General features: G+C 63.3%; 25 protein-coding genes. 15 read left to right on the top strand and 10 right to left on the bottom strand.

Features of this window, described 5'->3' with window-relative positions; genetic code table 11:
* Nucleotides 1-8: 8 nt before the first annotated feature.
* Both ACQ4WP_RS14890 and ACQ4WP_RS14885 read left to right on the top strand, forming a co-directional pair.
* Nucleotides 9-1,247, top strand: coding sequence for an MFS transporter (locus tag ACQ4WP_RS14890; protein ID WP_436521846.1), 1,239 nt, complete (start codon nucleotides 9-11; stop codon nucleotides 1,245-1,247).
* Nucleotides 1,244-1,885, top strand: a complete 642-nt coding sequence (locus ACQ4WP_RS14885; RefSeq protein ID WP_436521844.1) for a CatA-like O-acetyltransferase — start codon at nucleotides 1,244-1,246, stop codon at nucleotides 1,883-1,885. Before ACQ4WP_RS14890 ends, ACQ4WP_RS14885 begins: the two co-directional genes overlap by 4 nt.
* On the opposite strand, the gene ACQ4WP_RS14880 is transcribed toward ACQ4WP_RS14885, so the two are convergent.
* Nucleotides 1,882-2,655, bottom strand: coding sequence for an AraC family transcriptional regulator (locus ACQ4WP_RS14880; RefSeq protein ID WP_436521842.1), 774 nt, complete (start codon nucleotides 2,653-2,655; stop codon nucleotides 1,882-1,884). The two genes, ACQ4WP_RS14885 and ACQ4WP_RS14880, sit on opposite strands and share 4 nt — an antisense overlap.
* 85 nt (nucleotides 2,656-2,740) lie before the next feature.
* Here ACQ4WP_RS14880 and ACQ4WP_RS14875 point away from each other — a divergent pair, with 85 nt between their 5' ends.
* Nucleotides 2,741-3,505 carry an alpha/beta fold hydrolase gene (locus ACQ4WP_RS14875; protein WP_436521840.1) on the top strand — a complete coding sequence of 255 codons (765 nt, stop codon included), beginning with the start codon at nucleotides 2,741-2,743 and terminating at the stop codon, nucleotides 3,503-3,505.
* A 2-nt stretch (nucleotides 3,506-3,507) separates the two neighbouring features.
* Here the strand turns inward: ACQ4WP_RS14875 and ACQ4WP_RS14870 are convergent, their stop codons facing one another.
* Both ACQ4WP_RS14870 and ACQ4WP_RS14865 read right to left on the bottom strand, forming a co-directional pair.
* Nucleotides 3,508-4,149 (bottom strand): LysE family translocator, encoded by a 642-nt coding sequence (locus ACQ4WP_RS14870; RefSeq protein WP_436521838.1) that lies wholly within the window; start codon nucleotides 4,147-4,149, stop codon nucleotides 3,508-3,510.
* Nucleotides 4,150-4,255: 106 nt separating this feature from the next.
* The gene (locus tag ACQ4WP_RS14865; protein WP_436521836.1) at nucleotides 4,256-5,332 is read right to left on the bottom strand and encodes a YeiH family protein; all 1,077 of its coding nucleotides are present in this window, start codon (nucleotides 5,330-5,332) and stop codon (nucleotides 4,256-4,258) included.
* A 107-nt stretch (nucleotides 5,333-5,439) separates the two neighbouring features.
* Here ACQ4WP_RS14865 and ACQ4WP_RS14860 point away from each other — a divergent pair, with 107 nt between their 5' ends.
* On the top strand, nucleotides 5,440-6,342 hold the full coding sequence (locus ACQ4WP_RS14860; RefSeq protein ID WP_436521834.1) for a LysR family transcriptional regulator: 903 nt from the start codon (nucleotides 5,440-5,442) through the stop codon (nucleotides 6,340-6,342).
* A 12-nt stretch (nucleotides 6,343-6,354) separates the two neighbouring features.
* On the opposite strand, the gene ACQ4WP_RS14855 is transcribed toward ACQ4WP_RS14860, so the two are convergent.
* The gene (locus tag ACQ4WP_RS14855) at nucleotides 6,355-7,443 is read right to left on the bottom strand and encodes a flavodoxin family protein (RefSeq protein WP_436521832.1); all 1,089 of its coding nucleotides are present in this window, start codon (nucleotides 7,441-7,443) and stop codon (nucleotides 6,355-6,357) included.
* 117 nt (nucleotides 7,444-7,560) lie between these two features.
* On the opposite strand from ACQ4WP_RS14855, the gene ACQ4WP_RS14850 reads away from it, so the two are divergent.
* The gene (locus ACQ4WP_RS14850) at nucleotides 7,561-8,133 is read left to right on the top strand and encodes a helix-turn-helix domain-containing protein (RefSeq protein ID WP_436521830.1); all 573 of its coding nucleotides are present in this window, start codon (nucleotides 7,561-7,563) and stop codon (nucleotides 8,131-8,133) included.
* A gap of 7 nt (nucleotides 8,134-8,140) precedes the next feature.
* A complete protein-coding gene (locus ACQ4WP_RS14845) occupies nucleotides 8,141-8,665 on the top strand; it encodes a GNAT family N-acetyltransferase (RefSeq protein WP_436521828.1) in 525 nt (174 codons plus the stop codon).
* A 46-nt stretch (nucleotides 8,666-8,711) separates the two neighbouring features.
* Here the strand turns inward: ACQ4WP_RS14845 and ACQ4WP_RS14840 are convergent, their stop codons facing one another.
* Nucleotides 8,712-10,109, bottom strand: coding sequence for a methyl-accepting chemotaxis protein (locus tag ACQ4WP_RS14840; RefSeq protein WP_436521826.1), 1,398 nt, complete (start codon nucleotides 10,107-10,109; stop codon nucleotides 8,712-8,714).
* 363 nt (nucleotides 10,110-10,472) lie between these two features.
* Here ACQ4WP_RS14840 and ACQ4WP_RS14835 point away from each other — a divergent pair, with 363 nt between their 5' ends.
* Entirely contained in the window at nucleotides 10,473-10,736 is a 264-nt protein-coding gene (locus ACQ4WP_RS14835; RefSeq protein ID WP_436521824.1) for a DUF378 domain-containing protein, read from the top strand.
* A 162-nt stretch (nucleotides 10,737-10,898) separates the two neighbouring features.
* Here the strand turns inward: ACQ4WP_RS14835 and ACQ4WP_RS14830 are convergent, their stop codons facing one another.
* Both ACQ4WP_RS14830 and ACQ4WP_RS14825 read right to left on the bottom strand, forming a co-directional pair.
* A complete protein-coding gene (locus ACQ4WP_RS14830; protein ID WP_436522087.1) occupies nucleotides 10,899-11,246 on the bottom strand; it encodes a c-type cytochrome in 348 nt (115 codons plus the stop codon).
* Between the two features lie 209 nt (nucleotides 11,247-11,455).
* Entirely contained in the window at nucleotides 11,456-12,334 is an 879-nt protein-coding gene (locus ACQ4WP_RS14825) for an EamA family transporter (RefSeq protein WP_436521822.1), read from the bottom strand.
* Nucleotides 12,335-12,695: 361 nt separating this feature from the next.
* On the opposite strand from ACQ4WP_RS14825, the gene ACQ4WP_RS14820 reads away from it, so the two are divergent.
* On the top strand, nucleotides 12,696-13,109 hold the full coding sequence (locus tag ACQ4WP_RS14820; RefSeq protein ID WP_436521820.1) for a hypothetical protein: 414 nt from the start codon (nucleotides 12,696-12,698) through the stop codon (nucleotides 13,107-13,109).
* An 80-nt stretch (nucleotides 13,110-13,189) separates the two neighbouring features.
* Here the strand turns inward: ACQ4WP_RS14820 and ACQ4WP_RS14815 are convergent, their stop codons facing one another.
* Both ACQ4WP_RS14815 and ACQ4WP_RS14810 read right to left on the bottom strand, forming a co-directional pair.
* The gene (locus tag ACQ4WP_RS14815; RefSeq protein ID WP_436521818.1) at nucleotides 13,190-15,049 is read right to left on the bottom strand and encodes a phytase; all 1,860 of its coding nucleotides are present in this window, start codon (nucleotides 15,047-15,049) and stop codon (nucleotides 13,190-13,192) included.
* A 17-nt stretch (nucleotides 15,050-15,066) separates the two neighbouring features.
* Nucleotides 15,067-17,595, bottom strand: coding sequence for a TonB-dependent receptor (locus ACQ4WP_RS14810; RefSeq protein WP_436521816.1), 2,529 nt, complete (start codon nucleotides 17,593-17,595; stop codon nucleotides 15,067-15,069).
* A 315-nt stretch (nucleotides 17,596-17,910) separates the two neighbouring features.
* Between ACQ4WP_RS14810 and ACQ4WP_RS14805 the strand changes: the two genes are divergently transcribed.
* From ACQ4WP_RS14805 to ACQ4WP_RS14780, 6 genes are all read left to right on the top strand, one after another.
* Nucleotides 17,911-18,825 carry a GGDEF domain-containing protein gene (locus ACQ4WP_RS14805; RefSeq protein ID WP_436521814.1) on the top strand — a complete coding sequence of 305 codons (915 nt, stop codon included), beginning with the start codon at nucleotides 17,911-17,913 and terminating at the stop codon, nucleotides 18,823-18,825.
* The gene (locus ACQ4WP_RS14800; RefSeq protein ID WP_436521812.1) at nucleotides 18,825-19,850 is read left to right on the top strand and encodes an AraC family transcriptional regulator; all 1,026 of its coding nucleotides are present in this window, start codon (nucleotides 18,825-18,827) and stop codon (nucleotides 19,848-19,850) included. The genes ACQ4WP_RS14805 and ACQ4WP_RS14800 overlap by 1 nt, the downstream gene beginning before the upstream one ends.
* A 262-nt stretch (nucleotides 19,851-20,112) precedes the next feature.
* Nucleotides 20,113-21,507, top strand: coding sequence for a class I SAM-dependent methyltransferase (locus tag ACQ4WP_RS14795; protein WP_436521810.1), 1,395 nt, complete (start codon nucleotides 20,113-20,115; stop codon nucleotides 21,505-21,507).
* The gene (locus tag ACQ4WP_RS14790) at nucleotides 21,507-22,850 is read left to right on the top strand and encodes a sensor histidine kinase (RefSeq protein WP_436521808.1); all 1,344 of its coding nucleotides are present in this window, start codon (nucleotides 21,507-21,509) and stop codon (nucleotides 22,848-22,850) included. Before ACQ4WP_RS14795 ends, ACQ4WP_RS14790 begins: the two co-directional genes overlap by 1 nt.
* A gap of 1 nt (nucleotide 22,851) precedes the next feature.
* The gene (locus tag ACQ4WP_RS14785) at nucleotides 22,852-23,949 is read left to right on the top strand and encodes a hybrid sensor histidine kinase/response regulator (RefSeq protein ID WP_436521806.1); all 1,098 of its coding nucleotides are present in this window, start codon (nucleotides 22,852-22,854) and stop codon (nucleotides 23,947-23,949) included.
* Entirely contained in the window at nucleotides 23,942-24,955 is a 1,014-nt protein-coding gene (locus tag ACQ4WP_RS14780; protein ID WP_436521804.1) for a response regulator, read from the top strand. The genes ACQ4WP_RS14785 and ACQ4WP_RS14780 overlap by 8 nt, the downstream gene beginning before the upstream one ends.
* 58 nt (nucleotides 24,956-25,013) lie before the next feature.
* Here the strand turns inward: ACQ4WP_RS14780 and ACQ4WP_RS14775 are convergent, their stop codons facing one another.
* On the bottom strand, nucleotides 25,014-25,541 hold the full coding sequence (locus tag ACQ4WP_RS14775) for an SRPBCC family protein (RefSeq protein ID WP_436521802.1): 528 nt from the start codon (nucleotides 25,539-25,541) through the stop codon (nucleotides 25,014-25,016).
* Between the two features lie 237 nt (nucleotides 25,542-25,778).
* On the opposite strand from ACQ4WP_RS14775, the gene ACQ4WP_RS14770 reads away from it, so the two are divergent.
* Nucleotides 25,779-26,564, top strand: coding sequence for a DNA/RNA non-specific endonuclease (locus ACQ4WP_RS14770; protein ID WP_436521800.1), 786 nt, complete (start codon nucleotides 25,779-25,781; stop codon nucleotides 26,562-26,564).
* Nucleotides 26,565-26,577: the final 13 nt, after the last annotated feature.

Genomic DNA, 26,577 nt, shown 5'->3' with positions numbered 1-26,577 from the left:
GCATAGTCATGACCGAACCGTCCGCCGCCGTGCCTTCCACCGTTTCTTCCCCCTCCGATAAATCGATCCGCCGCCGCTCGCTGTTCGCCGCCTGCAGCGCGCATGCCGTGCATGACGGCTTGACGGACGTTATCTACGTGCTGCTGCCCATCTGGCAGGCACAGTTTGCCATCAGCTACGCCATGGTGGGCCTGTTGCGGGGATCGTACTCGGGCATGATGGCCGGTTTCCAGTTGCTGGCCAGCCGCCTGGCCATGCGCTGGGGACGCGAACGCCTGCTGGTGGGCGGCACGGCGCTGGCCGGGGGCGCTTACCTGATCGCGGGCCAGGCGGGTGGTCTGGCCGTGCTGCTGTTTGCCTTGCTGCTGGGCGGCCTGGGCGCCAGCACGCAGCATCCGCTGGCCTCGTCCATCGTCACCGACACGCACGAGGCGGGCGGCGGCGTGAAGGAGGCGCTGTCGCACTACAACTTTGCCGGCGATATCGGCAAGACCCTGATTCCCGCCCTGGTGGGCTTGCTGTTGCTGGTGTGCAGCTGGCAAGCCAGCGTCTCGCTGCTGGGACTGCTTGGCCTGGCGGCGGCCGGCTTGCTGTGGTGGCTATTGCCGAAGCCGGGCGAGCTGCAGGCGGGCGCGAAGAAGGCGGGCAAGAGCATCGTGGGCAGCGGCTCGAAAGGCAGCTTTCGTGCGCTGCTGGCCACGGGCACTTTGGACAGCGCCGTGCGCATGGGTTTCCTCACCTTCTTGCCATTCTTGCTGAAAAGCAAGGGCGCGGGCACGGCCGGCATCGGCGTGGCGCTATCTCTTCTGTTCATGGGCGGCGCCTTCGGCAAGCTGCTGTGCGGCTATCTGGGCGCGCGCATCGGCATGATGAAAACCGTGTGGCTGACGGAATCGATGACTTCCGTGTTGATCGTGGCTGCCCTGTGGCTGCCCCTGGCCGGCGTGATGGCCATGCTGCCGTTGCTGGGCTTGGCGCTGAACGGCACGTCGTCCGTGCTGTACGGCGCGGTGCCGGAACTGGCCGCCCCTGGCAAGCGCGAACACGCGTTCGCCCTGTTCTACACGGGCAGCATCGGCGGCGGGGCGCTGTCGCCCGTGCTGTTCGGCGCGCTGGGCGACCATACCAGCGTGCCCACGGCCTTGCTGGCGCTGGCGGCCGTATTGCTGCTGACCTTGCCGTTGGCGTGGAAGGTACAGCGGGGCCTGGCGCACGGTAGCACCCCATCGTCTACACTCGCCGCATGAAAAATTTTGAAAAGCGGCGCGACCGCTATGACTTGTTCCGCGCGTTTGACAATCCCCTCGTCAACATCAACTTCCAGCTCGACGTGCCGGACTTCCGGCCGTACTGCAAGGCGCGCCGGATTCCCGTGTTTCACTTTTTCCTGTTTTGCCTGCTCAATACGGTCAGGGAGATCGACAACTTCATGTACCGCATCTACCAGGGCGAAGTGATCAGGATCGACGATTTCCCCGCTTCCTACACCGTCATCAACGGCGACGACAACCTCAACTACACGCGTTTCACGATGACGGACCAGCTCGATCTCTTCATCGTGCGCAGCCTGGAAGCGAAACGCATCGCCGAAGCCAGTTGCGCGCTGATCAATACGGGCGAGGGCGAGAGCGAGCGTGAACAGCGCAACAATATTTTCGTCACCTGCCTGCCATGGCTGGACTTGGCGGCCATCGAGCACCCCATCTACCGCCACCGCGACGCCGACATCCCGACCTTTACCTGGGGCAAGTTCGGCCCCGCACAGGAAGACGGCCGCATGCGGGTACCGTTTTCCGCGCAGGCTCACCATGGTTTTGTCGACGGCTACCATGTGCAGAAACTGGCGCAGGCGGTGGCCTGGCGTATCGCCGCCATCATTTCCTAGTCCAGCGTAACTTGACTTAAATACGCGCTGGGCGCCTGCCCCAGCACGCGGCGGAAGGCGGCCGTAAAGGCGCTGGGGCTGGCATAACCGAGGTCGAGCGCCACGCGGGTGACGGCTTGTCCCTCGGCCAGGCGCGTGATGGCTGCCAGCAGGCACGCTTGCTGGCGCCATTGGGCAAAGGCCAGCCCCGTCTGGGCGCGGAACTGCCGCGTAAAAGTGCGCCGGCTCATGCCGGCCTGCGCCGCCATCGCGTCCAGGTTGCTGTCCAGGCTGGGTTGCCGCAGCAATTCCATGCACAACCGCGCCAGCCTGGCGTCATGCGGCAGGGGCGCGCTCAGGGGCAGGGGCCTGGCAGCGGCGATCTCATCGAGCAGCAAGGCCATCAGGCGTCCGGCGCGTGACGCTTCCGCATACAATGCCTCCACGCTCACTGCTTCGGCCAGCAGCTGGCGCAGCAGCGGCGAGGCGTCCAGCACCTGGCAATCGGGTGGCAAGCCCATCCTGGCGATGGCGGCCTCGTCAATGAAGACATTGTGCATGGTCACGGCCCCATGCATGCGCATGCCGTGGAATAGCCGGGCCGGTACCCAGCAGGCGCGTTGCGGCGGCACCAGCCAGTTACCGTGTGGCGTGTGCACGCTGATGACGCCCCGCGCCGCATAGGCGAATTGCCCGCGCGCATGGCCGTGACTGGGAAAAATGGTGCCGGGGGCATGGTCGCGTGCGGTGGCGATCGCTGCGCGCGGCACTTCCGTATAGAAATCATCCATGGCCCGTACTCTACAGTATTTGACCTGCTATCGAAGGCGGGCCGCTTGATCTGCCCTTACCATGCACTCTTTTTCAGGAGAGCGTATGCACAATAGCTATCATCGCGTGGGCCATGGCCCCCACGCCGTCATCGTCCTGCACGGCTGGTTTGGCGACGCGCAGGCGTTCGCGCCGATGGAAGCGGCCCTCGATGGCGGCGCTTTCAGCTATGTCTTCATGGACAATCGCGGCTATGGCGGCATGCGTGGCATGGCCGGCGATTATTCGATGGACGAAGTGGCCACGGACGCGCTGGCGCTGGCCGATGCGCTGGGCTTTGCCACGTTCAGCGTGGTGGGACATTCCATGGGCGGCATGGCGCTGGAACGGCTGGCCTTGCTGGCGCCCTTGCGTTTGCGCAAGCTGGTTGCCGTGGCGCCCGTGCCCAGCTGCGGCGTGGCGCTTGAGGGCGCGGCGCGGCAACTGTTTCTCGACGCCAGCGCGAACGTGGATGCCCGGCGTTCCATCATAGATCGCAGCACGGGCGGGCGCTTGCCAGCCACCTGGCTGGACTGGAAGGCGCAATACTCGTGGGCAAGCTCGGATCCAGCAGCGTTTGCCGCCTATTTTCTGGCGTGGAGCGGGACGGATTTCAGTGAAGAAGTCAAGGCGGCGCACACGGCGCTGCCCTTGCTGGCGCTGGTGGGGGAGCACGACCCCCGCTTTGATGCGGCCCTGATGCGCCGCACGTATCTGGCGTGGTACCCGCAGGCCAGGCTGGAGGTGCTGGCCACTGCGGGACACTATCCGATGAATGAAACGCCGCTGGCCCTGGCGGCCAGCATCGAGGCGTTTTTATCGGCGCAGTGACGTTACGCCGCCTTGGCGCGCAGACGCAGCAGGCTCAGACCCAGCAGCACGAAGGCGCCGCCCGAGATGCGGTTGAACAGCTTGGCGCGCCCTGGCGTGGCCAGCTGGGTTTTCAGCAGGCGCGCCAGGTTGGCGTAGAACAAATGGGCCAGCATGGCGCAGGCGACAAACGAGGTCGTCAGCACGGTGAACTGGATGGCCACCGGTTCGCCCGGCGTGATGAATTGCGGGAACAGGGCCGAGAAGAACAGAATGGCCTTCGGATTGGTCAGCGCCACCGTTAATCCCTGGCGGAAGAGTTTCCAAAAGGAATTTGGATTGGCCGCGCCAAGCGCCACGGGCGCATCGGCCACGATGCTGGTCTTGCTGCGCCATTGCTTGATGCCCAGGTACACCAGATACAGGGCGCCAGCCAGTTTCAGCAGCATGAAGGCCGTGGCCGAGGTGGCCAGTACGACACCCATGCCGGCCATGGCCACGCCGGAAATGATGAACAAACCAAAGCCATTGCCCATGCTGCTGATCATCGCGCGGCGCGGGCCGACGGCGATGGCATTCGAGATGGCCAGCAAGACGGCCGGGCCGGGAGAAAACGTGACGAGCAGGGCGACGCTGCAAAAAAGCAGCCAGTTCGAGAGATGCATGGGTGTTCCTGGGTGGGGCCGGGGCCGGATTGAGAGTCAAAACACGGCTATTGTACGAAGTTTTCGACTCCCGCGTCAGCCGCCCCCGCTTGAATCAGGCTCAGCTTCAGGCAAACAGGCTGGCGACCACATGGTTGATGGCCGCGCCACCGGCGATCAGCCAGCAGAACAGCAGGCCGGCCAGCAGCAGGGGCTTGATGCCGGCGCGGCGGATGGCCGACATGTGTGTCGTCAAGCCCAGGGCTGCCATGGCCATGGCCAGCAGGGCCGTATCGATATCGGTGATGGTGGCCACGGCGCTCGCTGGCAGCAGACCCAGGGAATTGAAGGCCACCACGGCAATAAAAATGAAGGCGAACCAGGGAATGGCCAGCTTGGCCGCCTTGTCGTGGCCACCGGCCTTGGCCTTGTCGCGCGCCAGCACCGCCGACAGGATGACGAGGAAGGGCGCCAGCATCATCACGCGCACCATCTTGGCGATCACGGCCGCGTTCGCCGCCTCCTGCCCGATCGACTTGCCGGCCGCCACCACTTGCGCCACTTCATGCACGGTCGAACCGATGTACACGCCAAAGGCGGTGGGCGTGGCGCCCAGTACATGCCAGCCCAGGTTCAACTGGTACAGCAAGGGATACAAAAAGATGGCGATGGTGCCGAACACTACGACCGTGGAGACAGCGACGGTGACATCCTCGCTGCGCCCCTTGACGACGGGTTCGGTCGCCATCACGGCCGCCGCGCCGCAGATGGAACTGCCCGCGCCGATCAGAATGGCGCTGTTGCGCTCCAGCTTGAACACCTTGGTGCCCAGGAACATGGCCAGGCCAAACGTGGACGCCAATACCAGCGCATCGATGGCGATGCCGGCCACGCCCACCTGGCCGATATCCTGGAACGTCAGGCGAAAGCCATACAGGATGATGCCAAGTCGCAATAACGTCTGCTTGGAAAAGGCCACCCCCGCGCCGCAGGTGGGCGCCAGGCGGCCATACACGCTGTTGCCCAGCACAATGCCCAGCATGATGGCCAGGGTCAGCGCGCTCATGCCGTGGCTTTGCATCCATTCCAGCTTGCCCAGCGCGATGGCGCCCCAGGCGATCGCGCCGCTCAGCAGCAGGCCAGGCAGAAGGCGGCCATAGCGGTCGCTGACACTGGTGGTATTCGTCGTTGATAGGGATGACATGCCGTACTCCATGGTTACTGATTCGTATGGCATGACTGTACAGTTCGCTGATTAAATGGTAAAACGGATTGTTTTTGTATGTTTAACCAATTAAGCAGGTAGATTTGATGGCCTTAACTTTGCGGCAACTGCAGATTTTTCTCGCCGTGGCGGACACGGGCAGCACCAGCGCGGCGGCCGAACACATTGCGTTGTCGCAATCGGCCACCAGCGCGGCCCTGAACGAGCTGGAAACCTTGCTCGGCGCGCAGCTGTTCGACCGCGTCGGCAAGCGATTGCTGCTCAACGATAATGGCCGCCTGCTGTTGCCGCAGGCGCGGCAGATGCGCGACGGGGCCGCCAGCATCGAGCGCCAGTTCGCGGGCGCCGACCCGTCCGTGCCCGTCAGCCTGCAAATCGGCGCCAGTACCACCATCGGCATTTATCTGCTGCCGCACATCCTGGCGCAGGCGGCGCAGCAGTACGGGCGCAGCATTCCGCAGGTGACGATTGCCAACACGGCCGACATCGCCGCCGCCGTGGCCGCATTCAAGGTCGATATCGGCCTGATCGAAGGGCCGTGCCACGAAGCGGGCTTGCTGGTGGAGCCGTGGCTGACGGACCAGATGTTGATCGTGGCCGCGCCCACGCATCCGCTGGCGCAGCTGTGCCATCTGCTCAGTTTTACGGAATTGAACCAGGCGGGCTGGCTGCTGCGCGAAGCGGGCTCGGGCACGCGTGAAGCGGTGGAGCAGGCGCTGGTGCCGTACCTGCACTATCTGCGCCCCGCAGGCGAATTCAGCAATTCGGAAGCCATCAAGTATGGCGCCGCTGCGGGGCTGGGCATCGCCTGCCTGTCGCGCGTGGTGGTGGCCGATCTGCTGGCCAGCGGGCAACTGGTGGAACTGGACACCATGCTGCCGGCATTGAAGCGCAACTTTTACCTGATACGCCAGTCCAAGAAGATTCTCTCGCCCCGTTTGACGGGTTTCCTGGAATTGTGCCGCCACGCCTCGCGCATGGCGGGGTAGGTACGTGCGGTTTCATTTTGGCCGCGGAGCTTGTAATGCCGCATCGGGCGGCGCCAGTGTGCCCGCGCGCAGCCGTTGGACGGCTTCGGCCACGGCGCGCGCCACGTTGCGCACTTCTTCCTGCATATTGCTATCGCGGTCCAGCGCCTCATGGCTTTGCGCATAGCTGTCGTAATAGCCGATGTAGCGGTCCAGCCGCGACTTGGCGCCAGCGTCGACCAGACCCATCCAGTCGAGCCAGTCCGACAGGCCACGCCGCACGCCTTCGATGCCGGCCACGTCGCCATGCACGACGAGGCCATACGCGCGCCCGGCCAGGTGTTTCGGGTAGTTCCAGCCTTGCAATTCCAGGGCCTTCGCTTCCACGGCTTTCTTGCCGTGCGTGGACGTGGGGTCCGGGTTGCCGCCGTCGGCGCACACGAGCCGGTCTATCATGAGTTTCAGCACGCCTGGCGTCTGATACCAGTACACGGGCGTGAGGATGATGACGGCGTGCGCGGCCGTCCAGCGCTCGTAAATATCCGTCATCCAGTCATTCGTCTGGCGTTCGCCATGGTTCGGGTAGCAGCTGCACGGCCAGTGGCACAGGGGCATGGCCGTCGAGACGCAGCCTTTGCACGGATGGATGTGCAAGTCATACGAGGAGGTCAGCAAGCTCAGGTCCAGCACGTCCGCTTCGATGGCGTCCGCCTGCAGCACTTCTTTCGCCCATTGCGTCATGCGCCAGGTCTTTGATATTTCACCAGGGCAAGAACCGTCGTTGCGCGCCGCGCCGCAGATCAGCAGCACGCGCGACGGCGTGGCGGGATCCTTCTGGCGCGCCTCGGCGGCCAGCAGGCGCTCGCGCGTGGCGAGCCATTCCACCGATAGCTCGTAGTCGGGGTCGATAAAACCCGGTCCCGCCTTCTGCGTGACGGGCGCCTTGCGCCCATCCTGGTAATTCTTCCACGCCACTTCTTCCACCTGTACCAGGGCGCCGCGCACGGCGTCGAACGTGGGGTCGGCAAACGAGCGGATGAATTGCAAATGAAATTCGACCCTGCCCAGCGGCGCAGGCGCCTGGCCCTGGCGCGGCTGGGGAGTGGGGGGAGTGGCGGACATGGCTTCTCCTTGAAGTGGTGGCACCATGATGCCTGGAGTCCGGGTGCGGGTCCGTGCGTTGAGCAACTCTGCGACGATTGCTTGCCAAATTCCCGTTTTAGGGATAAATTCCCATATATGGAAAATACAGAATTGACTGATAACGATACGGAACGGCGCCTGGCCGCGCGTTTAAAGCAGTTGCGCGTGGAGCGGGGCTGGTCGCTGGACCAGCTGGCCAGTGCCAGCCAGGTCAGCCGCGCAACCCTGTCGCGCCTGGAAAATGGCGATGTCAGCCCGACCACGGCTGTGCTGGGCAAACTATGCGCCGCGTATGGCCTGGCCATGTCGCGCCTGCTGCGCATGGTCGAGGATGATTTTCCACCCCTGCTGCGGCGGGCCCAGCAAAGCGTGTGGACGGATCCGGACACCGGCTTTATCCGCCGCTCCTTCTCGCCGCCGTCGCGCGCGCTGGCCGGCGAAGCGCTCGAATGCGAACTGGGCGCTGGCGTGACGATAGCCTACGCCGCCTCGCCCCGGCCCGGCATGGAACATCATCTGTTGCTGCAGGAAGGTCAGCTGAACGTGACCGTTGACGGCCGCTCACACGACTTGCTTGCCGGCGATTGCCTGCGCTATCAGTTGCATGGCGCCAGCGCGTTTACGACGCCGCCGGACAGCGGCGCCCGCTACTTTCTCTTTCTTGTCTGAGGTTGATATGTCCCCATCGCTGCGCGTTTTTACCTCCGCCGATATTCATGCACGCTTGCCGGAACTGGGGGCCTTGCTGCAAGATTGCGTGCACGACGGCGCCAGCATCGGTTTTATCTTGCCGTTCGACACGGCGGTCAGCCAGGCGTTCTGGACGGATAACGTCTTGCCGGCCGTGACGCGCGGCGTGCGCCTGCTGCTGGTGGCCGAGGTGGAAGGGAAGGTGGCGGGCGCCGTGCAGCTGGACTGGGACACCAATCCCAACCAGGCGCACCGGGCCGAGGTGCGCAAGCTGCTGGTGGCGCCCGCTTTCCGCCGGCACGGCATCGCCCGCTTGCTGATGCAGGCGCTGGAAGTGCGGGCGCGCCAGCTGCCGCGCAGCCTGCTGACCATGGACACGCGCAGCAGCGACCATGCGCAAGCGCTGTACTTGTCGCTGGGCTATGTGGTGGCGGGCAGCATCCCCGCCTATGCGCTGGCGCCGGCCGGCGACCGGCTGGACGCCACCACCATCATGTACAAGCAGCTATAGCAATGCGCGATCAATGAGCTATAAGCGATGAACTATCAGCGGGAACTCAGGCTTTCAGGCGCGCTCTAACGACAGGGGCGCGCGACCGTGCCAGGGCGGGTGCCGCCTTGTCTTGCGTCGCGTCTTGCGCCGCCACAAGGCTGATGGCCGGTGCCGCCTGCAGGGGCGCCACCTCATTGCCCAGCGTGAAGATGCCCACCGTGCCCGATAGCTGCTGGGCGCGCTGCTGCATGCTCGCTGCCGCCGTCGACGCCTGTTCCACCAGCGCGGCATTTTGTTGCGTCACATGCTCCATCTGCACGATGGCGGCGTTGACTTGCTCGATGCCGGACAATTGCTCGCCGCTGGCCATGCTGATCTCGCCCATGATGTCCGTCACGCGATGCACGCTGGCAACGATTTCGCGCATGGTGGCGCCCGCCGTATCGACCAGGCGCGCGCCCGCGTCGACGCGCTCGACGGAGTCGCCGATCAGCTGCTTGATTTCCTTGGCCGCGCCGGCCGAGCGTTGCGCCAGGGTGCGCACTTCGGCGGCCACGACGGCAAAGCCGCGTCCCTGTTCGCCTGCGCGCGCCGCTTCCACGGCCGCATTCAGGGCCAGGATATTCGTCTGGAAGGCGATGGCGTCGATCACGCCGATGATATCAACGATCTTTTTTGACGACGCATTGATCGAGCTCATGGTATCGACCACTTGTGCCACCACCTTGCCCCCTTTGCCGGCCACGTCGGCGGCCGATAGCGCCAACTGGTTGGCTTGCCGCGCATTATCCGCATTTTGCTTGACGGTGCCAGTCAGCTCTTCCATCGAGGCGGCCGTCTGCTCCAGCGAACTGGCTTGCGCCTGCGTGCGCTGCGACAAGTCCAGGTTGCCGGCGGCGATTTCGCCCGAGGCGCCGGCGATGTCTTGCGTGCCGCCGCGCACGTCGCCCACGATATGGATCAAGCTGGCATTCATGTCTTTCAGCGCCTGCAGCAACTGGCCCACCTCGTCGCCGGATTCGACGCGGATATTGCCGCTCAGGTCTCCGCCGGCCACCTTGCGCGCCACCGTGACGGCATGCCGCAGGGGCCGCACGATGCCGCTGCTGATGAACCAGGCCGTGGCCAGGCTCAGCACGCCGCCGATCAGGCCCAGCGCGATGATCAGCACGCTGGTATTGTGCGCGCGGGCAATGGCCGCCTCGGCCGCCGCGCGCATCTGCGTTGATTGCGTGGCGATCTGCTGGTCGATGTCGCGCAGGGCGGGCTGCTCTTGCGTGCTGTTGCGTGTGGCCTGCAATTGCTCGATGCGCGCATAGCGCTGGTTCACGCTGCTATCGATTTCCCCGCTCACCGTGGCCAGTTGCCACGTGCTGACGCTGACGACCACCGCCAGCAGCAGCGATGCCAGCAAAAAACCCGTGGTCAGGCGTACACCGATGCGTATGTTTGAAATATTCATGTCCCCTCAGCTGTTGTCCCATGGTGGCCGCTACCCATGCGGGCGGCACGGCGCGGCGCTGTTGCCCCTGACGTTGCCGGGGTGAAATGAGTGTAGCAGTGCAATACTAAGTAATCTATAAATATTTCCATATTGGAATTGGTCACTGCTTGTTTAGCAACAGCTGGTAACTATGGCCGAAATGCATAGCCGCTTTGCCTGTCGCCGGCGCCTGGCTTGTTGCCAGATAAAATCACCTGCCTTATTACAGACTCGTCCTACCTCGAACCCCGGCATCGTCCGACTGGCGTATGCCGGTGCCGCGCCTACACTGAGCTTTGTACAGACCCGGCGGCGGGTCCTTTCTTCTTACAGGAGGCTGAGATGGCGAATATCCAGGCAGGATCGGACGGTGCGGCAAACGAGGAAATGACGGCGAAGCGCCTGAACGTGGTCGATTGGATCTCCATGATCCTGCTGATCGTGGGCGGCTTGAACTGGGCGTTGGTGGGCTTGTTCGATATCGACATCGTGGCCCGCATCCTCGGCGCCATGACGACGGCTTCGCGCGGCGTGTACGTGCTGGTGGGGCTGGCGGCGCTGTATTCCATTTACCTGTGTGTGCGCAAGCTGCCGGGCAAGCCCTAGGGGAAGCGATGCCCGTCGGTACCTATCCCCAGCGTGAACGCTAATTCAAGCAGCTGGAACGGGAGTTCAAGCAGGGAAGGTGCTAGCTAGGGCGCACGGCCAGCTTGCTGGCCGGCAGCAGCGTTGGTGCATGCGTCGATTGCACGCGCTAATTGGATGTGGTTATTGCGTGCGCAGGTAGGCCAGCAAATCGGCCACTTGCTGCGCATTGCCGATACCCCAGAAGCGCATGTTGTTTCCAGGAATGAAATCGTTGGGTGCTTTGAGGAAGCCGGCCAGGTTTTGCTCGGTCCAGACAATATTCGCGTTTTTCATGGCCGCCGAATATTTGTAGTCGGTGGTGGCACCGGCTTTGCGGCCGATCACGCCCGTCAGCTTGGGGCCGAAGCCGCCGCGCGCCGATGGCCCCACCTGGTGGCAGGAGGCGCACTTGCGAAACGCCGCCTTGCCCGCTTCGGCATTGTCCGTGAGGGTGGCGGGCGCGGCTGGCTGCGTGCGCGGCGACGCCAGGCGCCAGCAGCAAGGCTGCAGCGGCGAGTGGGGAGAACAAGCGGAAAAGGGAGGTGGATATCATCGGTGAGGCGGGAATGGGCTGAATGTACTTTTACTATGTGGCAAGGGATGGCGCATTTTACAGGCGGGCATCAAAACCTGCCCACCAGCTGCGCAGCAATGCCAGGATGCGGCGCAGGCAGCGATACAGGATGGGCTGACTACCGTTAGCGCTTGCCGCCTTGGGCGCCCAGCGCCGCCATGGCCGACGCGAACACGATGCAGGCGATGGCCAGCCACTGGGTCAGGCTCAGCAGTTCTCCCAGCACGGCCATGGCGGCCAGCGCGCTGACGGCGGGCGCCGCGCTGCTGAACATGCCGAATACGCCTTGCGGCAAACGACGCAGGGCAAAGATTTCCAGCGAATACGGCAGGGCGCTGGACAGCATGGCAATGGCAAGGCCCATCAGCGCAATCGATGGCGCCAGCAGGGCCGTGCCAGAATACGCGACCCCGATGGGCACCGTCACCATGGCCGCCACCGTCATGCCCCAGGCCACGGCTTGCCCGCCTTGCAAAGTCGAGGCGCGCTTGCCGAAAATGATATACAGCGCCCAGCACAGCGCCGCCCCCAGCGCATACGCCACGCCGACCGGGTCCAGGCTGCCCGGACTGCCTTGCAGCGGCAACAGCAAATACAAGCCGAACACGGCGCACGCCACGGCCAGCAAATCGCGCGGCCGGCGCGACGACAGCATGGCCACCGCCAGCGGCCCCGTCACCTCGATGGCGACGGCAATGCCGATCGGTATCAACGCAAACGCCCGGTAAATCAGCAAGTTCATCAGTCCCAGCACGGAACCGTACACAAGCAAGTTCAGCACATCCTTGCGCGTCAGGCGGAAACGCCAGGGCCGGAAGATGGCCAGCAAGATCAATGCCGAAAATCCCACCCGGTACGCCGTAATCCCCTCGACCCCGATGACAGGAAACAGATTCTTCGCAATCGCCGCCCCCAGATTGACGGAAATCTGCCCTCCCAGGACGGCCAGGGATGGGAGCAGGATGCTGTCGGGGAGGGAAGAGGTCGGGGCGGGGGAGGTCATGGGACGGTATTTTAATATGCCTGAGCGGGGTAGTCGCTGGCAGATTGGTAAGCCGAGGAGATTTAACGAGGTAGTTGCTGACATGACTGGTGCATCGCGGCTTCTTTTTCTATATCATGTTGTAAAATACGCTACAGTTGTAAAATTGTTTACTAATGGTCAGGAGTAGCCGCTCCTAATCGAACAGTCTTTACCATTAGCACATTAAAGACTGATACTAATGCTAACATGGGCAAAAGGATAAAAATTGGGCATCGGCACGATCGCCGTAATTGCCGGATTTGGTGATCGATGAGGTTGCCCTGCATTCCTTGCTGCCTGTCGCGCCGCATATTTACCTGTAACTCGGGAGTAGTATTGAATGACTGTTTTCAGTATCGGCGACACCAATTTTGAAGTGGATGTAGCGAAATCAAGCATTAGTCTGGAAGCTCATGGCAGCGGCATGCTGGAGCTCAATATCGATATCCATGGCGATGATGATGTGTTTATGCGCTTGACCGAGCCGGAGGATGCGGAATGGTCGTGGGCGCTGTATCCGCCGGCCTTTTTCCTGCACGGCTTGCGCATACCGGAAGGGCAGGGAGAAGCGTTTGCGATCGGGATGCTGGATACGCATCCCGAGGCGGAGGAATCGGGTATCTATATGATGGAATATGGCGACGTGTCGGCCGTCAATATTATCGAATTGTCCGCACGGCGCCTGCTCGTGTCTGGCATGGTGGACTTGTGCGGCAAGCGCTTGCCATTTCATATTGATCTGCCGCGCAGCTAGTGCCGGGGCGGTCGCCTCGGGATCGGAATGCACCCTTTTGAGGCGCATTCCCCCGCGGAGCCGGCCCCGCTCTTGCCTGATTACTCCAGACCCAACGCCCTTGCCACATCCCCCCACGCCACATACTTGAAGTTCTGCGGCCCATCGGGCAAGCGCTTGTAGCCGTCCTGGATCACCAGCATGCCTTGCGCATACGCGCCGCCCAGGTTGGCGGAGGTGACGTCCAGGCCATCCGTTTCCGACGTGCCGTCTATGCCGGCTGGCAAGTTGAATCCTACCTTGAAGCGGCCGCGCACCTTGTACGGGGCTTGTGCATCGAGCACCACATAGCTGCTGTCACCCTGGCTGGAAACGATCAGGTAGCCAGAGTCAGCCTTGCCACCCGGCTTGCGGTAGATGGCCATGCCTTCCACGTCGGCGCTCAAGTGCGCGCCCACGGGCAATACCATCGTGAGGGCGTCCGGCTTGGCGGCGTCGGCCGAGGTGGTCCAGATGCCGCGCGTTTCCTCGCCCAGGAACAAGCGGGCGTTGGCGTCGTCGGCCACGCAGCCTTCCGGTTGGGTGGCCACCTTGAAGCTGCGCAAGAGGGTGGCGCTGAACTGCTTGCCGCTCAAGCTGATGCTGTATTGCTGGAAAGTGCCGTCCTTGTCGTTGATGAACGCTTGCACGCCACCGCTGGCCGGCTGGTACAAACACATGCCGTAGATGCTTTTCAGGCCGGTAGGAAAACGGCCCGCTTCCGCCACTTCGCCGCTGGCATTGATGGTGAAGAGCATCATGCTGTTGTCGTCGCGCTGGGTGGCCACGGCCAGGTCGACCTTGCTGCCGCCAAGACTGACGTTCTGGCGCACGTCGACGTTGTTCAGGCGGCCCACTTCCAGCAGTTGGGTCTGCTTGCCTTGCAGGTCGTAGACGAGCAGTCCTTGCTTCTTGTTGGTGCCCAGGATGCGTGCGTCGGCAGGGTTGCTGGACAGCCAGATGGCTGGATCGTCTGCCGCGTCGCCCTGGCGCGCCATCGGCTCTGTCTGCGCTTGCGGGGCGATGATGGCCACCGCAGGCGATGTTTCCGACTTGCCGTTCCATTTCAAGGGCCGCGCTTGCCAACCGTTCTTGCCGCGCAGCAGCAAGGAGTCCTTGTCAAGCGCCAACTGGCTGTCGCCCTTGCGCACGTTCAAGGCCACGGCTTGCGGTGGCAGGGCTGTCCACTGTCCGCCCTGATGGGCGAACAGGTGCAGCTTGTCCGCCTTGCCGTCGAGCACAGCCACGCCGCCCGGCAGCACGGCCAGCGCGCCAGCGCCGCCGTCCAGCTGGCCGTACGGCTTGCGCAGTGCCACCACTTCACGCTTGCCCATGCCTTCGGAGTCGGCGTCATACGCCCACACGCCCATGTTAGCCTCGCTCACCAGCAGGCGCTGCGCGCCATCGTCGACTCTGCAATGTTTCGCATGGGGCGGCAAGGCGAGTTTACGTACCAGGCTGCGTTGCTCGCCCTGCATCACCCATTGTTCCGCTTGCCCATCCTTGCCGATCAGGAACAGATGGTCGAGCTGCTGGGCGTCGCGGTACAGGCAGGACGCTTCCACGGAAAACGTCGGTACGGGAAACGGCGCCAGCTTGACCAGCTTGCCAGCCTGCACATCGACGGAGACGGGCAGCGGGCGCTGCGTGTCCGCTTCCAAGAAGACGGCCAGGACCTTGCCGCCATCGATGCGCGTGTCGAGTTGCTTGGCGCGCACGGCGATGCGGTCCTGTTCCTTGCCGGCCGGATCGAACAGGCGCAAGCCGTGCTTGTCGAGAAGCAGCCAGCCGCCACCGGGCAGGCGCGCCAGCTCTTCGGCTTCCTGCATTAAAGAAGGTAAAGCAATGGCGGGGACAGCCAGCGCCAGATTGCTGAAAGAAAAGGCGGCCAGCAGGGCGCTGCACAGGACGGGTTTTTTCATGTTATTCAAGATCATCATCAGAAGGCGCTGGCTTTCAGGCTCACTTTGAAAGTGCGGCCATATTGTTCGTTCTGCACGTTGTACTGTTTCGTGCCTTGATACACATAGTATTTCTCGTTGTTCAGGTTGGCCGCCTCGAACATTACCTGGAACTGCTTGTTGATCTGGTATGACAGCGAGAAATCGAGCTGCTTCTGGCCGGCGACGATATGGTCCTGGCTTTGATCGAGGATGTCGCCGCCCATTTCCAGCAGATAAGGCGACTTGTAGTTGAGGGCCAGGCGGGCGCTCACAGGCCCTGTTTCATAGCCCAGCATCAAGTTCATCACCTGGTTCGACTGGCCCGGCAGGCGGATGTCGCGCTTGAGCTGCTTGTTCGTCGCCTTGTCGAAGCGGCCGATTTGCGCGCTGGAGGTGCTCAGGGTGGCATTCACGCCGACGAGAAACTTGTTGAATGGCGCCGGCAGCATGCGCAGCGGCTGCATGTAAGCCAATTCGATGCCCTTCACTTTCGCCGCGTCGCCGTTCGCATACGAGGTGGCCGTCGTGTAGCCCGTCCACTGGCCCGTGCCAGCCAGGTTGGTCGTGTACGTAAAATTCTTGATGTCCTTGTAGAAACCGTAGGCCGACATCACGCCGTCATTGCCCAGCACTCTTTCGATGCCCAGGTCGAGGTTGTTCGCCTTCAGCGGTTTCAAGTCCGGGTTGCCGATCACGGCTTCCGTATTGCTGGCCAGGCTGATGCCGGGCGCCAGCTGGCTGAAGTTGGCGCGCACCACGGCTTGCGTCCACGCGGCCCGCACGCTGGTTTTTTGATCCAGGTCATAACGGGTTTGCAGGTTCGGCAGCCAGTTGGTGTACGAGCGTTCGCGCGTCAAGGGCGTGGCCAACCCGGTGCTGTCCACCTGCGAGCCGGCTGCTTCAAAGCTGGTACGCTCGGCGCGCACGCCGCCCAGGACGTGCCAGGCATCGAAGTCGTAGCTGTTCTGCACATACATGGCGTTGATGTCTTCATGCATGCGGTAATCGTTGATGATGGACTCAGTGGCCAGGCGCGCCTTGTCGCGGTCCAGGCCCGCGACGCGGGCGCGGATGAGCAACGGGTCCAGCGCCACGCCGATGTTGCCCAGGTCATAGTCGAGGGTGTGACCTTGCACGAAGTTGCTCATCGAGGTCGAGCCTGCGCCCCAGTAATTACCGCTGCTGGCCTTGCTGCTGTTATACGCCCATTGATCCGTGTCATTGCTTTTTTCGCGGCGGCTGACTTTCGCGCCGAATTTCAGGGTGGCGATGTCGAACTTGCGCGCCAGGTCGATGCGCGCGTGGTGTTCATTGTCCTTCGAGTAGCGCTTTTGCAGGGTGATGGCGTTCAGCGCGTAGTTGGCCGGATCGTACAGCGAGGCGGGGCCGCTCAGCTTGGGTTCTTGCGTATCCGTGAAACTGATGCCGGCGAAATTGCTGGTGCCGCGGAAACGGCCGTCGTTCAGCGATTCTGGCGTGTCTTCCGTGGCGCGGCTCATGCCGCCTTTCACGTCCAGGGTCCAGTCGCCCGATTTCTGCTGCGTGCCCAGCACGAGGGAGCGCACTTGCTGCGTGTACTTGCGCTGGCGGATGCGGCGCTCGGCGCGCGCGCTGGCCGTTGCTCCTTCGGCCAGGCTGCCGCCGGCGATATTGCCGATGGTCAGGCGGTCGCGCACTTCATTGTCGGAAAATTCGCTGACGAACGAACGCAAAAACCAGCTGTTGCCCGCTTCCGGGCGGTAATCGAGGTTGACGGCCAGGGCGCCGCGCTTGCGCACGGGCAGGTAGTCGCGCAATTCCAGGCCCGATAATTTGCCTTTGCTCCAGGCGCCGCCCGTTTCCACGTCATCGGAGCCGAACGAGCGCTTTTCCGCGCTCAGGCCGGCAGCCACGCCCAGCTTGCCGTCGAGGAAGCGCTGGGCCCACAGGGCGCCGCCGCTGGGGCTGGTCTTGCCCGTCTTTTCATCATGGCTGGCACCCACGTTAGCCGACAGCAGCTTGCCCGGCAAGTCGAAGGCGGACAGCGATTTGACTTCGATGGTGGCGCCCAGCGAATTGGCGTCCATTTCCGGCAGCAAGGTCTTCGAGACTTCCAGGGTACGGATCAGGCCGGCAGGCAGGATATCGAGCGCCACGGCGCGGCGGCCCGCTTCCGGTGACGGCACCAGCGCGCCGTTGATGGTGACGGTGTTCAGGTCCGGGCCCAGGCCGCGCACCGTGATGTAGCGGCCTTCGCCTTGGTCGCGCTGCACGGATACGCCCGGCAAGCGGGCCAGCGCCTCGGCCGCGTTCTTGTCCGGCAAGCCGCCGATATCGTCGCTGCTGATGACGCTGATGATGTTGTCGGCTTTCTCTTGTGCGGCGATGGCGTTGCGCAGGCTGGCGCGCTGGCCGCTGACGACCACGGTGGCGGCCGTCTGGCCGTCCGCATCTTGCGCTTGCGCGTGGCTTTGACCGCTGAAGACGGCCATGATGGCCAGGGCCAGGGCCGTTAGGCGCAGCGGGGAGGGGGGCGAAGTGTGCATGGTTTTCATGAAGAGCTCGGTTAGGGAGGAGGGAACCGGGCGGATTCTAGGCAGCAAATATGACGGTTGCGTGACAGGCAGGGGCTTGCCACCCTGAAAACAACGGCCTGTGAACGCTTTCCGGCCGGAACTGAACCGTGGTGAGCTGAAATGACCTGCCGGCGCAGGGCGCATGGGGCGCGGCATGCCGTATTTGCAGGATGGTCGCTAGTAATGCTGAGCCGTTTGCACCTGCCGCACGGGCGTGGGGCATGTCATCGTGGCGTCATGGGCGGGCGCTATCGTGGCGACAGCACCACTTTTAAAGGTTTCCCAATGCTGCCGTTGCACCGTAACAGCCTGATTGCCGCCGCGCTGGCTTTGCCTCTGTTCTTTTTCCTGTACGCCACACTGGGGCACCTTAAACCGTTTGCCATCTGGAAGTGGATGGATATCGTCTGCGAAGGCGGCACGGCCGTCATGGCGGGCATCTGGTTCTTGTTTACTCTCAGCAGCCGGCCGCGCGGACGGGTGACGAGTCTGATCGCCGGTGGCCTGTGCGCCATCATGCTGGGATCCTGGGCCGATTGCCTCGATGAATTCTTTGCCGTCGATAAGAGTGCCGTGTGGGATAACTGGCTGGAAGCCCTGATTCCATTTGGCATGCTGGTGTTGACGATCGGCATGTATTACTGGCGCCAGGAACAGTTTCGGCTGAACGAACACCTGCAAAAGCGCGAACGCCTGTTCCGCGACCACCGCGCCTTCGACCGCATCACGCAGCTGGCCGACGCCAGCTATCTGCGTACGCAGATGCGCCTGGAACAGGAGCGCCGGCCCGGCCTCGATTGCGCGCTGGTCTTGCTCGATATTGACAGCTTTCACCTGATTAACCGCGAATACGGCCACCGCGAAGGCGACCGCGTACTGCAAGCCGTGGGCCACATGCTGCTGTTGAACTTGCGCAATGACGATTTGCTGTGCCGCTATGCGGGTGATCGCTTCGCCGTGCTGATGCCGGGCGTGTCGCGTGAAGATGCGGCCGTGCAGGCGCGCCACCTGTGCGCCATGGTGGGGCAGATGCGCCACCACGCCAACGACAACCGCGAAATCCGCCTGAGCCTGCGGCATGCCTGCTCGCTCACCGATGGCGTGCCGGAAGTGGTGTTGGCCGAGCTGAGCCGTGCCGTGGAGACGCCGGGCAGGGGTGCCAGTCCCAGTCCCAGGGCCAGCGCCGCCGCGCCTGCCTGATGCCGCTGAACCAGCAAGGCGACCCCAGCATCGCTGCCCATCACCAGCCGGCGCTGGTGCTCGATTACGCGCGCAGCCGCGAGCTGGCCACGGCGCCGCTGCTGAAGGGCACGGGCCTCGATGGCGGCGCGCTGCCATCCGCGGAAAGCCAGGTCAGCGCCGCGCAATACCTGCAATTGCTGGCCAACGTGGCACGCGGCCTGGACAGTGCCGACACCAGCTTCATGCTGGGCCAGCAAATGCTGCCCGGCCATTACGGCGCCGCCAGCCATGCCTTGCTGCAAGCGCAGAATCTGCGCCAGGCCTTGGGCATCCTGTGCGATTTTCATACCTTGCTGTGTCCGCTGTTGCAGCCCCGCTTGCGCGAGGCGGGCGACATGCACGTGCTGTATTGGACGGACGCGTTCGGCGCGCCGAGCCAGCTGCCTTTTCTGGTGGAAATGCATATGACGGCGCTGGCCGCCATGTGCCGCTGGCTGGCCGGCGAGGCGCTGCCGTGGCGCTTCTGCTTCAACCGCGCGCGGCCCCGTCACGTGGAGCAGCATGAAGTGCACCTGGGCCAGGCGCTGCGCTTCGATTGCCAGGTCGACGCCATGCTGATTGATTCCAGCTGGCTCGACAAGCCCTGGCCGCGCGGCAATGCCACGGCGGCCGCGCTGGCCTTGCGGGCGGCGGCCCTGGCGCCCGTGCCCGCCGCCAGCCTGCTCGGCGCGCTGTACGACTACCTGCTGGCCAATATCCGCTGCGCCCCCACCCTGGAGCGCACGGCGCAGGAGTTTGGCGTCAGTCCCGCCACCTTGAAACGCCACCTGGCGCGCCATGGCACGCATTTCCAGGCCGAGCTGGACCAGGTGCGTGCGCACAAGGCCATCTATCTGTTTCAGGCGCATGGCTACGACAACGATGCCGTGGCCGCCTATCTCGGCTTTCATGATGCCACCAACTTCCGCCGCTCGTTCAAGCGCTGGACGGGGCAAACGCCGCAGCTATTGCGTCACGCGCTGGCCCTGTTCGTGGCCGGTTGAATGGCGGCGTTGCGCGCCAGCGCCACAGACGGTCATTCCATAGGGAACAATTGCCCGTTCTGCTACATCCATAGTACACTCGATGAGAGAGCGAACAGATGCGCTTTGAGGCGCTCCGGCATGGCATCACGCGACGCCGCGCGTCTCCATTTCGATGGCGGGCCGGCGGCAGGCGACCGGTGTGCCGTGCCTTAACCCAGCCTGGAAACTGGTGCGCCCAGCGTGGTGCGCCGGAAACCGGGCAACTTGATAATGCTCAATCGTGTATTCACAATCGCAGATCGATCCAGTCGTCAGTTTCCGTAACACCCAGGGTGAGGCGGTGCGCGGCACGATTTTCAACTTGCAGCGCAATTCGCTGGTCATGGAAATCTACAATCCTTACTCGATTGTGCAGGTCAGCGAGGTGCTCAATGACTTGACGGTGCGCATGGGGGCGAAGAACGCCTATGTGGGCAAGGCCGTGGTCATCAGCAGCGTCAACACGGGCCTGACGGCCATCGTTTCCGTGACCCTGATCGACGAGTGGCGCGAGCTGAGCGACGTGGTGGTGGTCAAGGGCGCCGTGGCGAAAGAGTCCAGCGCCTTTGTCGCCGGCTGGGGCGAGCGCTTCCGCATCCGCCGCGACTACCAGATCGTCGTCAACGAAATGCGCGCCTTTTTGTCGGAAGTGGCGCGCTGGGTCGAGCAGGTCGACTTGTCCGATTCGCTACCCAAGGAAAACGGCCGCCTGCGCGCCGATATCTTCGACGAGCTGGCCTTGCCGCTGATGGAGCAAACCCAGCTGTACTTGCGCCAGCTCGAGGTGGAAGCCTCCCTCGTCGAGGAAGAGCGGGCGCCGGCCCATCGCGCATTTGCCCAGGCGGCGCTGCACCCGCTGATCCTGCGCGCGCCGTTCGTCTTCCGCACGTTTACCAAGCCGCTCGGCTATGCGGGCGACTACCAGATGGTCAACCAGCTGCTGGACGATCCGCGCCAGGGGCCCAGCACCTATTTTCAGATCGTTAATGCGGCCTTCTTGCAGGCGGCCGTGGCCACGGCGCACCGCAACCGCATCGATATCCTGACGGAATTCCTGGCGCAAAAGGCGGCCGCGGCGCGTGTTGCCGGGCGCGTCTTCAAGGTGCTCAACGTGGGGTGCGGCCCGGCCATCGAGGTGCAACGTTTTCTCGAGACCTGCCCCGATGCGCAATGGCTGGCGTTTGAGCTGGTCGACTTCAGCGGCGAGACGCTGGACTGGACGCGCGCGCGCCTGACCACCATCATGCAGCGCACGGGGCGCGTGGTGGAAATCGATTATGTGCACGATTCCGTGCACAACCTGCTCAAGCGCCGCCACGGCTCGGGCGCCGCGGGCTTGCCCGGCAGTTTTGACGCCGTGTATTGCGCCGGCCTGTTCGATTACCTGTCCGACAAGGTGTGTGCGCGCCTGCTGCTGCACTTCGCCTCGCGCGTGGGGCCGGGTGGACGTTTGCTCGTCACCAATGTGCACGCCAACAATCCGGGCAAGTTCGGCATGGAGCATTTGCTGGAGTGGCATTTGATCTATCGCAATGAAGCGGGCCTCTCGGCCTTGCTGCCTGAGCATGCAAGGGATCCGCTGATCTATGTCGACGCCACGGGCGTGAATGTGTTTGCGGAAGTGAGCATTCCTTGATGGATACTCCAGGCCTGCACGCCGGCTACACGGCCGTTTTGCGCGACTTTCGCCTGGAATTCAGCCGCGGCGGGGCCTACACGGGCATCGTGCTGATCCTGCTGGGCATGGGCCTCGATTCGGCCCTGTATCCGGACAAGCAGTCGGCCTTCACCGGTGCGCGCATCCTTGTGTCGGCATTGATCTTTTGCGTCGTGCTGACCATGCGCACGCGCTGGGCGCAAGACCGCATCCAGGGCTTGACCTTTGTCTGGCTGATCCTGCCGCAAATCATGATCGCCTGGATGATCGCCGTCACGGAAGGCGCCATCTCGATCTATTATGTGGGCATGACTTTGGCCATCTACTCGTCGGGCATCGTGCTGGCGTTCGGCTTGTGGCAAAACATGGTCTTTGGCGCCATCTCCTGCCTGCTGTACGTGGCTGCCTGCGCCTGGCATGCGGGCGGCTTCGACTTGCCGGGCACGTTCGTCGTCAACTGTCTATTTCTTATCATGTCGGCCAGCATCAGCGCCGTGTTTACCTATTTCAATGAGCGCGCCCGCTTCATGCTGTTTCAGCTGAAGGCGGAAGTGGCGCAAAAGAACACGCAGCTGGAAGAAACCAACAAGAGCCTGGCCGATATCAAGGGGCAGATGCTGCAGCAAGAGAAAATGGCCGCCATCGGCACCCTGGCCGCCGGCATGCTGCATGAAGTGAACAATCCCGTGAATTTCTGCATGATGGCCATCGAGGTGGCCATCGAAGACCCGGCCGCCCAGCAAAGTGCGCTGGTGAGCGAATGCCTGGCCGACGCCAAGCAGGGCATGCTGCGCGTGCAGCACATCGTTTCCGACTTGAAGACCTTTGCCTACCGCAAGAGCGGCAACCAGCTGGAAACGGGGCATTTCCAGTTCCGCAGCGCGCTCGATGCGGCCATCCGTCTGGTGGGACATGAAACGAAGAATGTCAGCATCAGCCACGATTTGCCGGTCGACACCCTGGTGCGCGGCGACGAGGCGGCCATCGTGGGCGTACTGATCAACTTGCTGGGCAATGCCGTGCTGTCCATGCGCAAGGGCAATGCACCGCCGTTCGAGATCCGTATCACGGCCCACTGGGATGAAAACCGCCTGCGCATCAGCGTGCGCGACAACGGCCCCGGCATCGCCCCGGAAAACCTGGCGCGCGTCTTCGAACCGTTCTTCACCACGCGCGAAGTGGGGCAGGGGTTGGGCCTGGGCCTGAGCATCAGCTATGGCGTGATCGAGCGCCACGGCGGCACCCTCAGCGCCGAAAGCGAGCTGGGCGTTTGGGCCAGCATGAATTTCGATCTGCAGCGCTCCGATTGGGAGGGCCGTTAGCATGGATAACGATAGCCGCGCCAGCGTGCTGTACGTGGATGACGAAGCGCTGGCCTGCAAGTATTTCGAGCGCGCCGTCGGCCAGCGCTACCGCGTGCTGACGGCGCAGAGCGTCGATGCGGCGCTTGCCTTGCTGGAAGACAATGGCGCCCAGGTCGACGTGCTCGTTACCGACTACCGCATGCCGGACCGGCTGGGCAGCGAGCTGCTGCAGGAAGCGGCGCAGCACTATCCGCACATCGTCTGCATGCTGGTGACGGCGTATGCGGACAAGGACGTGCTGCTGGAACTGATCAACGGCGGCACGCTGTTCCGCCTGCTGGAAAAACCGCTCGACTTGCGCGCCATGCAAACGGCGCTGCAGCTGGCCGTGCAGACGGGACGCGAGCGCGCCGCGCGCCGCCAGGGGCTGGTGGCGATGGAGGAGTCGCTGGCCTTCCTCGCGCATGAATTGAACACGCCGCTGGCGGCCATCGCCAATTTTGCGCGCGGCATCGCGCGGCGCGCGCAGGCGGATGCCGCACCGCAGGCCGAGATCGGCGAAGCGGCCACCTTGATGCACGACAATGCGCGCTATTGCCTGTCCGTGCTGGCCAGTTTTGTCGACACGGTGCGTCTGGCCAGTGCCGGGCCGGGCATGCAGGGGGGGCGCCGCGCCGGCAGCGCGCGCCAGCTGCTGGCCGCCTTGCTCGACAGCTACCCCTTGAGCACGGCACAGCGCGCCGCCATCACGGTCGAGCAGGGCGACGATTTCGCCATTGCCGAGTCACCCAACTGTGTCGCGCTGATTTTATCGTCCGTGCTGGCGAATGCCTTGCGCTCGGCCGGTGAGCAAACCCATCCTGCGATCGGCATCCGCATCGATGCCGGCCGCATCACGGTGCGCGACAATGGCGCCGGCATCGCCCCCGAGATTGTCGCGCAGCTGTTGATCGACCCCGTCAGTGCCAGCGGCGACGAAGGCAAGGGCTGGGGCATGGTATTTTGCCACCGCATGATGCAGTCGTTCGGCGGCAACCTCGATATCGCCACCGAGTTTGGCAGTTCCACCACGGTAACCCTGAATTTTCCAGTACATATAAGGAACGAGCATGATTGACGCCAATCTGCGTTTGCCGGCTCAGCGTGAGCCGGTCCAAGGCTTGCCGACGATACTCTATGTCGATGACGAGGCCAACGCCCTCAAATATTTCCAGCGCGCCATCGCGCCGCTGGCCGACGTGCTGACGGCCACCTCGGTCGAGGAGGGCAAGCGCATCCTCGACGAGCAGGCCGACCGCATCGCCGTGCTGGTATCGGACCAGCGCATGCCCGGCGCCTACGGCAACGAGTTGCTGTCGTATGCCTGGGACCGCCATCCGCATATCGTGCGCATCCTGACCACGGCGTATTCCGAACTGGAGCACACGGTGGAAGCCGTCAACCAGGGGCAGATTCACCGCTACATCCAGAAGCCGTGGGATATCGCGGCCCTGCGCATGGAATTGAAGCAGGCTTTGGAACTGGCGCGGCTGCGCAATGAACACGCCCAGTTGCTGCGCGAAAAGCTGATGGTGCGCCAGCGGCAAGCCGTCGCCAACCGCATCGGCACCCTGTATGCCCTGTGCGCCAGCCTGGCAGGTCCGGAGCAGCAGCTGCCCGTGGACGCGTATCTGTCGGCTGCCCTGACGGCCGGCGTCACACCGCCCGAGCCGGACTGGCTGCTGATGGATTATGCCGACCTGGTCAGTTCGGAAGCCTTCCGCGGCACCGCCTTTGCGGCCGCCGTGCGCCAGCAGCTCGACACGCTCGAGCGCGAGCATCCGGGGCGTGGCGTGGAGCAAGCGATCGACATGCTGCTGCCCGTGTTTGGCGCGGCACTGCAAAACCAGGGCGGCACGGCGCTGTTCCTCGATGGACGCCTGCTGACGGAATTCCTGGAAACGCCCACCACCACGCCCGTCTCGTCCATCCACGCATTCTGGCTGGCCAGCTTGCTGTGGCTGGCGCGGCGCGGCTGGTCTTTGCAGCTGAGCAAGACGGAACAAGGCTTGCAGGGCAAGGTGGTGCAGGCTGAACCGGCGCTCACGCCGGACCACCTTGCGGCCTGGATCGAGCAGTTCTGACGGGGCATTAACTGAAACAGGGCCACGCGGGCCCTGTTTCTGCTTGCTGCGAGCAGGCTTAGCGCTCCGCCGCCGCCTTCAGGTTGTTCAAGCCCTTTTCAAAATCCTTGCCGATCATCCTGTCCATGCTGACGAAGACCGTCATGACTTTGCTGACGAAAGGGCTGGGGCCCGTCATGGTCCAGTTCACCTTGGTGCTGTCGCCCTCGGGTGTCATGCTGAAGGTGGTGGTGTTATGGCTTTCGAACGGTTTGACGAAGTCCAGCTTGATGACGGTACGCTCGGGCTGGGCCGCTTCCGTGATTTCCATGCGGCCGGCGCCCACCTTGTCATTGCCTTGCCACGCATATTGCGCGCCCAAGCCATTGGCCGGGCCCGCAAAGGTGCGGCGCATGGCCGGATCGAGCTTTTCCCACGGCGACCAGGCAGCCCAGTAATGGAAATCCGTGATCAGGGCGGCGATTTTCTCGGGCGGCGCCTTGATGGTGATTTCGCGCTGGACACTGAAGGTGTCGGGCTTGGTGGTGGCATAGCCGAGGATGGCGGCGACGACGACAACGATCAGCAGCAGGGTTTTTTTGATCATATGCTCTCCAAATCTTGAATGGTCGATGCGAACAAATCAAGGCAATCTTAGCAGATATGAATGGCTGTGCGCAGCCTGTTGGCCTTTATTTGCGTCAGCTCTGCGCAGGGCCGCCTGCACGCCCTCCTGCACGCCAGTTCGCCGCCGCGCACACCCGCGCACGCCAGGTTTGTGCAGGTTTGTGGTGAGGGCCGGCGTCCGCTAGAATGCTGGCCTGCAAAGATTTCAGAGGGAAATATGATTCAACGATCGATCGCCAGGCTGACCCTGGCGTGCGGCCTGCTGGCTTGCGCCTTTGCCGCGAACCTGGCGCATGCCGATGCCTGTCCCGCCCATTATGTGGATGGCCGCAAGCCGGAAATCACCAACTCCAAGCTGGACGTGGCGACGAAAGAGCTGTGCTACAACGTGTTTGGCGTGATGCACTCGGGTATTACGCGCACGCCGCTGTGGTCGGCGGAACATTTGACGGCGAACAACCTGGAAGCGGCACAGGACTTGTCGCGCGAAAATTCCTTCCATGCGGAACGCAAGCTGCCCGCCGCCCAACGCGCGGAACTGGCCGATTATGCGCGCAGCGGCTTCGACCGTGGCCACATGGCGCCGAACGGCGACATGCCGGACCGCCAGAGCCAGCGCGACAGCTTTACCTTGGCCAATATGGTGCCGCAAGATGCGCGCAATAACCGCTATGTGTGGGCCGGTATCGAGGGCGCCGTGCGCAAGATGGCGAAGAAAGAGGGCGACCTGTACGTGATCACGGGGCCGGCTTTTATTGGAGGCAACCTGCGCAAGGTGGGAAGAGTCATTGTGCCCAGCCATCTGTACAAGGCTGTGTACAGCCCGCGCCAGCGCGCCGGCGCCGCCTACTTCATTGAAAACGTCGATACCAAGGCGTATGAAATGCTGAGCATTGCGCAACTGGAAGACAGGATAGGCATCGATCTGTTACCGTCGCTGACGCGGCAGCAAAAGCTGCGCATGCTGAGTTTACCCAAGATCAATAGCAAGTCCAAAAAATAATCCCCTTGAGAGG

The sequence above is a fragment of the Janthinobacterium lyxosi genome, from assembly GCF_051380665.1.
Classification (GTDB): domain Bacteria; phylum Pseudomonadota; class Gammaproteobacteria; order Burkholderiales; family Burkholderiaceae_D; genus Janthinobacterium.
Note: the sequence above shows the minus strand (reverse complement) of the source record. Positions and strands in the feature narration are given on the sequence as shown.